Genomic DNA, 12,206 nt, shown 5'->3' on the forward strand with positions numbered 1-12,206 from the left:
TTTAATTAATCGTTTTTATGTTTTTCGGTAAGCCTTTTTTGAAGTTTTTCCATTGAAGCACTTGCTTGAGAAAGAAATTCTAAATAATCTTTATGAAACTCCAAATCAAATAGTTCAGTACAGTCCTCTGGAAGTTCCTCATTGATTTCTTTTTTATATTCCATTATTTCAAGATGTAGATCGCGTTCATTTTTCCAATTTTTGAGCATTTCGTTCATGGCATTTATCATCACATCTGGAACCAGTGTGAAATATTTTTTTCGATCACCACATTTAGTGTGATAGGTAATTCGGTTTGCAGCCTGTAATGTGGTTAAATGTGTTGAAATCGTACTTTTACTAGCGTTAAGTTCAGAAACCAAAGAATCAAAAGTCACTCCTTTTTGGCCAGTTAAAATCAAGGTAGATAGAATTCTTGCAGCCAATGGAGCAAGCTGTTCTTTGTTCTCAATATGCACACCTAATTTCTCAATTAAGCTTTCTTTTTTAGTCAAAATATAGATTATGAATTAAATTGAAAGATACAAAAGTACGTTTGGTTCGGAATATTGCGAACCAAACGGTATTAATCTTTTGTTAAATAAATTTTAAGTTCTTCGATTACGCTCTGGATGAAGAATAATTGAGGATTTTATTAGTTTTGGGAAGCAGACTTCACTTCAATTTGCTCGCGAAGTTCATTGCCAGATTTGTCAACGGCTGTCAATAGATATTTGCCTGGTTTTGGCGAAACAGCCAACTCGTGAAAAGTTTCGGTCTTCCCAATATATTTTGAATCCAAATACCAATACACTGTGCCTTCTAGTGAATGATGTGCTAATTTGAAGATAACTTCATTTACATTTTCGTAAAAATTAGTGACGTTTAAAAAATCATTTTGTCTCATTGATTTAAAGTCGTTACTGACAAATATCATATGAATTGTAGCCAAAAAGTAATAATTTACATTAAAATTAATGTCATGATCAAAATCAAACTTTACACGCTCTTAGTAGTTATTTTATTTGCCACCACTACTTTCGCCCAATCTGGCATTTTGGACACTTCCTTTGGCAACAATGGAATAGTACTTACTGATATATCTCCAAACGCCAACCAAGGAAACGCAGTTTCTGCTCAAGTTGATGGAAAAATTGTAGTTGCCGGTTACGCTGGTGATGCTGCCACCTACAATATGGCCGTTGCCAGATACAATACTGATGGTTCTTTAGATACCTCATTTGGCGATAATGGAACCTTGAACTTTCCAGTGGGAAGTGCAAAATCAATCGCTACTGGTATGGAAATTCAAGCGGATGGAAAAATTATTCTTGGCGGATATACCGATGACAACGTTTCTGGAGACTTCGCATTAGTAAGGCTTAACACAGATGGAACTTTCGACAATACTTTCGGAAACAACGGAATCGTTATTATTGATGCAGGAGGTAATGAAGTTGCTAAAGCAATGACAATTCTAGATAACGGTAAAATCCTTTTGGCAGGAGCCAATGACCAGAACTTTTCAGTAGCTCGATTTAATACTGATGGTACATTAGATACGACCTTTGGAGTAAACGGATGGTCTATTATAATATTTGAAGATAACTTGAGCTTAGTTAAGGATCTTACAATACAAGAAGATGGAAAAATTCTACTGGGAGGTGATGGAATTATTGATACTTACGGTATTGCCGCCGCAAGAATCAATGCAGATGGAACTATAGATAATACGTTTGGAACGAACGGAAAAGTTCGTTATAGTTTAAGTGGTATTGGTAACTCCACCCGTTTTGGAGGAATTGCAGTTCAGGGAGATGGAAAGATATTTTTGGGAGGATGGAGGGGCATTACTACGTTTTATGATGAATTTTTGGTTTTAAAATTGAATACTGATGGAACTCTTGATAGCACTTACGGATACAATGGCGTAGTAACTGCACAAATTGTACTAGGTTATCAGATGGCCACCACAATATTGCTACAATCTGATGGAAAATTAATTTTAGCGGGCTATGCAGAATATCAATCGGAATACTTTAATATAGTCATGGTGCGTTTTAATACTGATGGAAATCTAGACACTACTTTTGGAACGGACGGAAAAGTCAGTACGGATATAAATGGAAATAGCGATTTTGCAACCGCTATTTCGCTTCAGACTGACAACAAAATTCTATTAACAGGTTTTTCTGGCACATCTGCTCAAGATGAAACAATATTTGTTGCACGTTATGAAAACACAATCTTGGGAACTGAAGATTTTCAAAATATGGAATTCCGTCTTTATCCAAACCCAGCAAACGAGCAAATTACTATTGAATTGAGTGATGCCTCTTCAAATTATCTAGTTGAGATTTTTGATGTTTTGGGCAAGAAAGTATATACTTCTGAAATTCAAAAATCAAAAAGCATTGATGTTTCTGCATTAGCTCCAGGAACATATCTTGTAAAGATTAATTCTGAAAATAATACAAGTATCGCTCGCTTTGTAAAGCAATAATTTATTCAGAATTTTATAAATTGAAAGAGGCTATCTGTTAAAGATGGCCTTTTTTATTGAAGGATTTGTATTTCTATTTTTTCCTTTAATTCATTGCCCTCACTGTCCACAACTGTCAAAATATAGTTGCCTGGTTTTGGCGAAACAGCCAACTCGTGAAAAGTTTCGGTCTTACCGATATACTTAGAGTCCAAATACCAAAAAACAGTAGTTTCCGGGGATCGGTGAGCGAGTTTAAAAATAACTTCATTCACATTTTCATCAAAATTTTTAGGAAGCAACACGGCTTCATTTTTCTTCGGATAAATAAAAGCCATCAACTTTTCGCCTTCCTGTAAACAATTTGGGGCAAAGGGCGGAAGTACTTTATACTCCGGATGAAGTTGTGCATAATAATATTCCATTACTGGTGGTAGGACGAACCAATTTTCCTGCTTCATTTCAGAAAGCGGATAACAGGAAGAATTTACCCGCAAATTTTCCGATGCATTCAAAAATATGGTTTGATGATACGGGCAAGCTTCCGTTCTTGTTCCGTTTTTTGGAATCCATACCTGTTTTGTTTCCTCACAAAAAAGTCCCGCAAGATGACCACTTTTAGTGCAAATTTCAGCTTCCACCAATTCGTCATACGGAATGTTGAACCAACCACTTTGTGGCAAAACATTTAAAACATCGAACAAAACTGGCGCTGCGGCTTGAATTCCTGTCAAACCTGGACGGCCTTCCCCATCGGCATTTCCAACCCAAACGCCGATTGCATATTTTGGCGTAACGCCAACTGCCCAGGCATCCTTAAAACCGTAACTCGTTCCGGTTTTCCAAGCAATCGGTTGGCTGCTGGTAAAAAACTCCCAGTTTTCCTCACCATTCGGACGGTTCACTTTTTCCATCGCCTCGAATGCTTCGTAAATTGCTCCCCCATTCCACACTGATGGTTTTTGCTGAATTTTTCCGAAATCAATCTTCTCGTCATTTTTCAAATAAATCGGTTCAACAAATTCATTTTTTCGATATTCACTTGAAGAAATGTTGAAGAAATTCAAGGTTGAAGCCATTCCAGCATAGGCTTTTGTAATGTCCCACAAACTGCTTTCCGCGCCACCGAGTATCAACGATAAACCATAATAATCAGCTGGTTTATCAATAGCTTTTTGATTTATTTTCCCAAGAATATTATAGAAGCGTTGAAAACCAAAATCGCGCAACATTCGCACAGCCGGAATGTTCAACGAACGCGAAAGGGCAACACTAGCTGGAACCGCGCCATTAAATTTTTTATCGAAATTTTCAGGTGTGTATCCATTCACCGAAGTTGGGATATCGGCTACCAAAGTATTCGGCAGAATCTCACCCGCATCAAGTATTGACGCAAAAAGAAACGGTTTTAAAATACTGCCCGTGCTTCGTGGTTTTTCAATAATATCCACAAAATTATTGTGTTCGCGCGTTGTTGGGGAATTACCTACATAAGCCAAAACCTCTCTAGTATTTACATCTAAAACCAAAACGGCGAGATTGTGAATCTGATTTTGTGCCAATATATAATTTTGCTCTTTTACGATGTTGTTCACCTTTTGCTGAAGAGAAAAATCAATAGTTGTTTCAATGCGCTTTCCCGGATGTTCCTTTCGAATTTTCTCAGTTAAATGTGAAACGAATTCTGGTAACGGTAAAGGTTTGCCCGGTAAGTTTTCGTCCAAAGCCAATTGATAGGTCGTTTCATCAATCACTTCATTTTTGAAAAGTTTCAGCAATAACGCATCTCTTTTTTGCTTCAGAATTTCTTCGTTTTTTCCAGGAAAAATAAGTGATGGCGCATTCGGAAGTACTGCCAATGCCGCAGATTGTCCCCAACTCAATTCGCTGGCAGGAATTCCGAAATATCGCCACGAAGCAGTTTCCAACCCAACCACATTTCCGCCGAAAGGCGCATAGGAAACGTATAGATTTAGAATTGATTTTTTCTTAAAACCCGCTTCCAAACGTGTGGCTTGAAAAATTTCAATTAGTTTTTCAAAATATGTCCGCCCTTTATTTTGTCTGGAAAGACGGATAACCTGTTGGGTAATCGTACTTCCGCCACGACGGGAATCGCTGGTAAGATTGTTCCAAAGTGCTTTTGAAATAGAAACTGGATTAAAGCCAGGATGCCAATAAAAATGTTCGTCCTCAAAATAAAGAATACATTTTTCAAACCGATGCGGAACGGAATCCATCTGCGGAAATCGCCATTGACCATCATCGGCAATCCGAGCACCGAGCATTTGTCCGCTGCTGCTTTCAGCAACGGTTGCGGTGGGAACATCAAATAAAGGTGAAGGAAGGCAGAAGAGCCAAAACACAAATAAGACCAGCAGGACACTGAGTTTTATTTTGTGCCTGCTGATTCTTTTTTTTATTTCAGTTTTGTCAAATTTCAATGGAATTTTACTGCTCAATAGTTACCCACATTCCTTTGTTCCGTGCATAATACGAGTTATCATACATAGCTTCCACTTGCGTACCAGGCAAATAATAAGTTCCCAAATAGGAGGCATTCAGTTTCACCGTAAAGGTTTTCGTTTCATTTCTATCCAAATCGAAAAAGAAGTTCACTCTATCATCGCGAATGTCTGTATAACGTGCGTTTCCACTTGCGCCTCCACCTAATTCTGAGAAACTCGTGTTTACAATTTCCCAACCGCTCGGGAAGATTTTTGAAAGCGCCACATTGTTTATCCAATCGCCCGAGGTATTGGTAACGCTCACTTTTGCAATAATCTCGGTTCCCTGTCGCAATTTAGTGACATCAATTGCCTTGCCCGTGCCATCCAAATATTGCGATTTTATTGAGAGATTTCGCTGCTCTGCAAGTTCTTTCCCAAGTGGAAGTTTCCCTTGTTGCGAAAGTGTAACGTAAACAACATTCCCTTTTTTATTGGTCACCGAAACGGAATTATTTCCCATTACAAATGAAAGGTCTCGTTGCGCAATGGCTCGGTCGGTTTTCACCTCGATCGATTTTCCACCATTATTAAATGTTAGTTCCATTGCTTTTCCACCATTTTTGGCAACCATTTTCGCCATCGCCATTAAAGCATAAGATGTTTCTTGAGTGCTGTACCAATTTCCTGAAGACAAATCCTTCGCCACGGAAATTGCCAAATCACGTTGTTTTGAATCTCCCAATAAAACCAATGTTTCCAAAGCCATCGCTCTATTTCTGAAAGGAGAACCGTAGGTGTAATAATCGTATTTCTGAGAAACAAAATTGATATTAGCAGTTTTTGCAATCTGTTGTGCGACTTCTTTTTTTCCGGCCAATGCATAAGCAGCTGCCAAACGCCATTTGGCATCGTTACTCAATTCCTTGCTTTCGCGAAGGCGGTTCATCGCGGCCAGCTCTGGTTTTCCGGCCAACGCTAATGTGTAAAGCCTGTAAGCCTGCGTCAAACTTGAATTATAAACCTTATAACTATTTCGCCATTGCCGCGCAGTGTTTTGTTGATATAGTAACCAATTGCTCATAAAACTGATTGGGAGCGCATAGCCTTTTTGCTTCGCCTCAAGCATAAAATGACCGGCATAATTGGTCGCCCATTCATCAGCTTCGCGCTCTCCGGGCCAATATGCAAGTCCGCCATTTGCGGTTTGGAATCTTCCCAAACGTTCAATTCCCGCTTTTATATTTTTCTCAATCTTCTGTTTTTTATCGAAAGTAATATCGAAAACATCTGCCAAATACAACTGCGGAAATGCTGAAGAAGTTGTCTGCTCAACGCATCCGTAGGGATAATGGATTAAATATTCCATTCGCTTTCCGAAATCCATCGGCGGCAAGGTTGAAAATTCAAGCATTGCTGCATTGCTTCCCGGTACTCCAAAAGTTTCAAAATTGATAGTTTCAGACCCATTTTCGGAAATAGTGAATTGGGTAGATTTTTGTGAAATCGGGTTCGGGTTTTCCACGTCAATTTCAACTTTATAACTTGCTTTTTCGCCATTGCCCGAGGCCGTTACTTCAATAGTTTGGAATTCCTTAGTTGGCAAAACTTCAAATTCGAAATTCACAATCTGCTCGCCCGGCTCATTGAATGTAACGGTTTTTGATGAGCCATTTTTTGGTTTTAATGCATCGCCGGTTTTCACAGTAATCGTGGCGGATTTCACTTTATTTTCCATTGCGAAAACGGTGATGGGAAGCGTAACAGTTTCGCCCGGCGATAATTTCCGTGGAAGCGAAGCCAGCACCATCAATGGCGTACGGACGGGAGTAGCTTTATCAACACTACCGTAAGCACTATTGGTTTTATCACCCGCAATCACCATCGTGCGAACAGAACCTACATAATTTGGCATCATAATATTATGAGTTGCGGTTTTTCCAGCTGCGAGTTCGAAAGGTCCGAGATATTTTACAACGGGTTTAAAGCGATCTGCTTTTCTATTTTTCGCTCCCAAAGCGGCATCGCCACCACCAATTGCGTAAATATTATCGACACTTCCGGAATAGGCCCCAATCACATAATCGAACATATCAAACGTTTTTACTCCTAAAGCCTCACGGCTGTAAAAACCTTCGTGAATATCGGGTGTTGCAAATCTTGTTAAATCCAGCAGTCCTTCATCAACAACTGCCAAGGTATAGGTCATTGCTTTTCCTTTTTCTTCGGAAACTTTTACAGTGAATTGTTTTTCTGGTTTTAATACTTCCGGCATCGTGATTTTTGGATGAAGTACCGTTGAAGGATCTTCCACGGAAAGTGGAATAACACCGTAAAGCCGAATTGGCAAATCGTTTTTCGTTTGGCTATGCGGCTGAAGCAGTGAAATATTCACATAAATATTCGGCGCCATTTCCTTTGTGATTTTTATTGCGGCTTTGGTTTCCCCTTTTTTGGTTTCAATCCAATGCGTTGCCAAAACCTCGGTGCCGTTTTCAACGCTAATTAGCGCGTGACCGTCGCTTCCCGAAGGAAAAGTTATAAACGCTTCTTCGCCAACATTATATTTTTCTTTATCGGCTGAAAAAACCAACATTTTTGCGCTTTCCGCATCGCCGTCACTTGGGCGTTGCGACCAATTTCTGTAGAAATAAGTGATACGTCCAGTTGCGTGGCCGGATTGTTTATCGATTACGCGAATTAAATAGCGTCCGCCTTCCTCTTCGGGAATATTTACCGTGAATTTTCCCTTTCCGTTACCATCGGTTTTTACGGTGAAATCTTTTACAGGACGGTGGACGGTTGAATTTTCATAGGTTGAAAGATTATCCGAACCGCGATTCCACCACCAACGCCATTCAATTTTAAAAACTTTTACTTCCAGCTCGCGATTGGCGGCAGCTTTGCCTTGGGCATCTACGGAAACTACATCAAACGTTGTGTTTTCATCCGTGAAGTAAGAACCGTAACGACCCGCTTCGGGAGATTTTAAACCGACAAAATGTGAAAACGGCGCCAAGTCCTTTGAAAAAATATCCATAGAAAAATCACCACCGCCTTCGTACACTTTCGTCAAAAATGTAGCTTTTAACATTCCGGGCGCATTCTTTCCAACTTCTAGATTTTGGCTAAAAGCAGTGCTCCCTTCAGAAGAAAGTTGCGTGTCCAAAACAGGTATTTCCACTTCTGAAAAAGTTCGGATAGGATCTATGAAATTATACTTTGGAAATTTCGGAAAAGCAGAGTTGCTCGCGCGAAGTGTGGCGGTCATATCAATTTTTAAACTCCGCGCAGGCGATCCGTGGAGCCACATTGCGCTCGCTGTTCCTTTTACTGGTTTTGTTGCGTCTAAGATTTCATCCTCAAAATCGAGCTTGATTTTTAATCGGTTTGGTTTAATAGTTGCAACTTTTAAAGTGTGGCTGAACTGTGCGCCACCCACGGTTATTGTGGCGTTCCAATTGCCCGTTGGCGCAGAAGCGTCAGTTGCGATTGGGAAATAATAAAATCCATTTTCCGTAGAAGTATTTTTAGAGGAGGAAGAAACCGTTCTTTGAACTAATTTCCCCCGCGCATCAGTCACAGAAAGCGTTATTGGATGATTCTTTGGTAGCCGATTTGCGTTATCGTTCAGAACAAAAGTAAGGTGAATACTGTCGCCAGGACGGTAAACGCCACGCTCGGTATAGGAGTAACCTTTCAAACCTTTTTGAAGTTCTTTCCCAGAAATGTCGAAATTACTCATGGAAAGGGCATTCCCGTCTTCCAGTTTTACATAGGCAAAATTATTTCCTTTTTGGGCTACTGCAAAAGCAGCATTTTTGCTACCATCGTATATGGTCATTCCATCGCTTTCGGTGGTTACGGTTTCAATAAGTTGTTGTTGATAATTGAAAAGTTTCACTTTTACTCCACCTTCAGGTTTCGCTGAGATAAGGTTTGTAGCAAAAAAATGATAGGAACGGTTATTGCCTTTTTTCACAATCAAGCCCAAATCTGAGCCCAAAATATTTGCGGTAACTACTCGGTCTTCGTTGTAATATGCAGGATGACAGGGATTGTCCTGTTGCTCCCAGTTGTAAGTGTAATTTCTCCAACGGTAAATTTCATTGTCCCAATAGCGCTCTTCGCGGATTTCTTCATCTTCGGAGGAATCGTTGGTGTAATAAGGGTCTTCTTCGTAATAATCATTATAGTATTCGTCTTCATTTTCTTCAGAATTTTCTTCTTGGGAAGCAGTTTCAGCACAATCATAGGTGATATAATCTTTTTTGAAACTGAATTCTAATTGATAAATGGCGCCGGGATCTGCTTTAAAATATTCCGAAAGGTTGATGGCGTATGCTTTCCAGCTTCCATTATTTCCTAAATCGTCGTTTTTAAGATCAATCGTTTTTTTGGCAATTCTTCGTCCAACTCGTTTAATATCGTATGTGTTGTTGTCATTCAAATTATAACTTTGAAGAAATTGAAGGACGTTGTTTTCATAAATTTTAATGACGCGAACATCTACTTTTGCAAGGTTCACAGCTTCAAAGTAAACTGGCGTTGAAGCGGAATTTGGAAGAATTACACCTTTTGAAATCATCCGTACGGCTGGTTTTAGTTGTTCAAAGGAAACCAATTCTGAAAACTCCTTCTTCAAACCAAAGCCTTCGGTGTTTTTGATACCCGTGAAAACGGTGACTTTTACATCGCCCACCACGCGGTTTGGCGGATAGACGTTAAGTACATTTCCGTTGACTTCGTAACGCAAATCCTGTGTATTCTCGATAGTCACCAAACCAGCAAAATCCTGATTTTCTAGTAACGGATCGGAAAAGTTTATGCTCAAAAGTGCGGCAGGTGCCAACGTGCTGCTAATGTCAACTATTGTAAAATTATTTTGCCCAGGAATTGCGAAAGTATTTTCGCCTTTATTTTCCGCACCAATGGGTTTTTCTTCCCATTTAATAAGAATTTCGGAATCTTCTATTTTTCGACTTATGCTGTCAATTGTAAAGTTGAAGTAGCGCGCATCTGTAGCTTCGGAAGGCCATTTCAATTTTAGATTTTTGCCATCTTGGGAAGCAGAAACCAATTGCTTCGCTTTTTCCAAAGAAATAACATCGGAGGCTTCAACAGACGCTTCAACATATTGCCACTGCTTGCTGTAGCTTTGAAGTTTTCCTAAATCAACTTTGAAATTGGGCGTAATGGTGTGAAAGCTGAAGGTGTAGGTTTTGAATTCTTTTGAAATATCTTCGTAAAATTTATCAAGCTTCACCGTAACTGTGTATTCTGTGTCCGGTTTTAAATATTCCGAAGGTTGAAAAATCAACGTTTTCCCGTTTTCAACAAGCAATTTGCCTTCAGTTTTTGGTGAAATTTTTAAATATTCATCGGATGAAAGTTCCTGTGTTAGCTCAAATTGCTGTAAAGGCTTTGCAAGTTCAATTCGAATATCCGTTGTGATGGATTGGTTTCCATAAGTATTATAAGATATGTATTCCTTGAATTTGAAAAGATTATCGGTTTCGGAATGTTTGTCCTTGTCTTTGCAGGAAAATACGAACAGCAATAAAACAATAGATAGGAACTTGAGTGAGGTTTTCATAGATAATGGTTAGAGTATTTAAAATTAAGGCAAATAGATTGGCCTACAAAGCAAAACACAATTCGTTTTGTTTGAAAAAACTGTTTAAGTAGTTTTATGGATGGGGAGGTATAAATTGGAACGTTGAACTTTTTAAAAATCGTATTTGAGATTTTAACATTTGGGAGATAATTAACAGATTTCCAAGAGATTATGTTCCATCAACGTGTAAACTCATATTCCCGCTCTACTTTACAAATCCTCACTTTATAATAGGAATACCATTGTTCCCGTCCTTTTTTCTGTGCAAACAAGTGGTCTAGGTTTGCCTTCCAGCTTTTTATACTTTCAAGATTTTGCCAGTAACTTACCGTTATGCCAATTTCATTACGGGCACTTTCAATCCCTAAAAATCCGGATTGTTGTTTTGCAAGTGTTTCCATCAATTCGGCCATTTCAGAATAGCCTTCAATGTTTTCACTTTGGATGGATGTAAAAATTACTGCGTAATAGGGTTGTTCCATTTATTTTTCTTTATAAATTTTAAGAACCAATTCTCCTTCGGAATTCATCGAAGCGCGATACATTCCAGCAGTGTTGAATTCCATAGCCACATTTCCATCTTTATCAATTGCTACAATACCGCCATCACCACCAAGCGCCGGAACTTTTTTCTGAATGACTTCCTTTGCAGCTTCTTGTAGCGTCATTCCTTTATATTCCATCAAGGCAGAAATATCATAAGCAACCACAGCTCGAATGAAATACTCACCCCAACCTGTTGAAGAAACAGCGCAAGTAGCATTATTGGCGTAAGAGCCCGCTCCAATAATTGGTGCATCACCAATACGATTCCAGCGTTTGTTTGTCATTCCGCCAGTTGAGGTTCCGGCAGCGAGATTTCCGTGCTTATCCAAGGCTGCACAACCCACCGTGCCAAATTTTGAGTTCTTGATAAATGGATCTTCAAAAGAAACCTTCTTTTCATTTTGGACTTTCTCTTTCGCTAAAACTTTTTGTAAAGACTCGTACCTATTTTTGGTGTAGAAATAAGAGGTATCCATAATTTTATAACCCAAATCTTGTGCAAATTCTTCTGCCCCAACGCCGTAAAGCATCACGTGTTCGCTCTTCTGCATTACGTCTCTGGCTAAGTCGATTGGATTTTTAATATGCTTCACCCCAGCTACTGCGCCAGCATTCAAAGTCGCGCCATCCATTATTGAAGCATCCAACTCGTTAGAGCCTTCGTGTGTAAATACTGCGCCCTTTCCTGCATTGAAAAGCGGGGAATCTTCCATTACATTAATAGTATGTGTTACAGCATCTAATGATGTACCGCCATTTTTCAAAATTTCATATCCCGCGGAAATGGCTTCTTTCAGTTTCTCTCTATAAGCAGACTCAAGCGAATCACTCATATTTTCTTTCAGTATAGTTCCAGCGCCGCCGTGAATGACAATTCCGAAGTTTTCTTCCTTTTTATTTGCTTTTTCAGAAGATTTTATGGGTTCTGAAGTAGGTTTCTCTTCGTTTTTACATCCAAAAAGTAGGAAAATAGCAATAAAATATGTTAAAATTTTACTCATAAATATATCTTTTAATTCATCACAATATACTTGAAAAATATAATGTTCACAGTGCTTAAGCATAATTTTAAGCAGTCCTCAATATTTAAATAATTGTCGTTTATCCGACAAAGTGTAACATTATTTCGATTAAA

Annotated in this window: 7 protein-coding genes; 1 reads left to right on the plus strand and 6 read right to left on the minus strand. The window is 39.0% G+C overall.

Annotation, left to right across the window (positions count from 1 at the left end):
• Positions 1 to 5: 5 nt before the first annotated feature.
• Positions 6 to 494, minus strand: coding sequence for a GbsR/MarR family transcriptional regulator (locus ESU54_RS00350; RefSeq protein ID WP_111843094.1), 489 nt, complete (start codon positions 492 to 494; stop codon positions 6 to 8).
• A 140-nt stretch (positions 495 to 634) separates the two neighbouring features.
• Positions 635 to 886, minus strand: coding sequence for a hypothetical protein (locus tag ESU54_RS00355; protein ID WP_235004510.1), 252 nt, complete (start codon positions 884 to 886; stop codon positions 635 to 637).
• A 75-nt stretch (positions 887 to 961) separates the two neighbouring features.
• Between ESU54_RS00355 and ESU54_RS00360 the strand changes: the two genes are divergently transcribed.
• Positions 962 to 2,482 carry a T9SS type A sorting domain-containing protein gene (locus ESU54_RS00360; protein ID WP_160113240.1) on the plus strand — a complete coding sequence of 507 codons (1,521 nt, stop codon included), beginning with the start codon at positions 962 to 964 and terminating at the stop codon, positions 2,480 to 2,482.
• A gap of 53 nt (positions 2,483 to 2,535) precedes the next feature.
• On the opposite strand, the gene pbpC is transcribed toward ESU54_RS00360, so the two are convergent.
• The 4 genes from pbpC to ESU54_RS00380 all read right to left on the minus strand — a co-directional run bounded on the left by pbpC (position 2,536) and on the right by ESU54_RS00380 (position 12,072).
• Complete coding sequence (gene pbpC / locus ESU54_RS00365; protein ID WP_262510795.1) at positions 2,536 to 4,905, minus strand: penicillin-binding protein 1C; 2,370 nt, start codon at positions 4,903 to 4,905, stop codon at positions 2,536 to 2,538.
• Positions 4,906 to 4,912: 7 nt separating this feature from the next.
• Positions 4,913 to 10,504 (minus strand): alpha-2-macroglobulin family protein, encoded by a 5,592-nt coding sequence (locus tag ESU54_RS00370; RefSeq protein ID WP_111843091.1) that lies wholly within the window; start codon positions 10,502 to 10,504, stop codon positions 4,913 to 4,915.
• A 200-nt stretch (positions 10,505 to 10,704) separates the two neighbouring features.
• On the minus strand, positions 10,705 to 11,007 hold the full coding sequence (locus ESU54_RS00375) for an antibiotic biosynthesis monooxygenase family protein (RefSeq protein ID WP_111843090.1): 303 nt from the start codon (positions 11,005 to 11,007) through the stop codon (positions 10,705 to 10,707).
• The gene (locus tag ESU54_RS00380) at positions 11,008 to 12,072 is read right to left on the minus strand and encodes an isoaspartyl peptidase/L-asparaginase family protein (RefSeq protein ID WP_111843264.1); all 1,065 of its coding nucleotides are present in this window, start codon (positions 12,070 to 12,072) and stop codon (positions 11,008 to 11,010) included. It abuts the gene before it with no gap.
• Positions 12,073 to 12,206: the final 134 nt, after the last annotated feature.

The sequence above is a fragment of the Aequorivita antarctica genome (genome assembly GCF_007997155.1).
Classification (GTDB): domain Bacteria; phylum Bacteroidota; class Bacteroidia; order Flavobacteriales; family Flavobacteriaceae; genus Aequorivita; species Aequorivita antarctica.

Bases quoted from the DNA above. Each gene is read 5' to 3' on its own strand.
- ESU54_RS00360 (WP_160113240.1), top strand. From the start codon at position 962: ATGATCAAAATCAAACTTTACACGCTCTTAGTAGTTATTTTATTTGCC.
- ESU54_RS00375 (WP_111843090.1), bottom strand. From the start codon at position 11,007: ATGGAACAACCCTATTACGCAGTAATTTTTACATCCATCCAAAGTGAA.
- ESU54_RS00380 (WP_111843264.1), bottom strand. From the start codon at position 12,072: ATGAGTAAAATTTTAACATATTTTATTGCTATTTTCCTACTTTTTGGA.
- ESU54_RS00355 (WP_235004510.1), bottom strand. From the start codon at position 886: ATGAGACAAAATGATTTTTTAAACGTCACTAATTTTTACGAAAATGTA.
- ESU54_RS00370 (WP_111843091.1), bottom strand. From the start codon at position 10,504: ATGAAAACCTCACTCAAGTTCCTATCTATTGTTTTATTGCTGTTCGTA.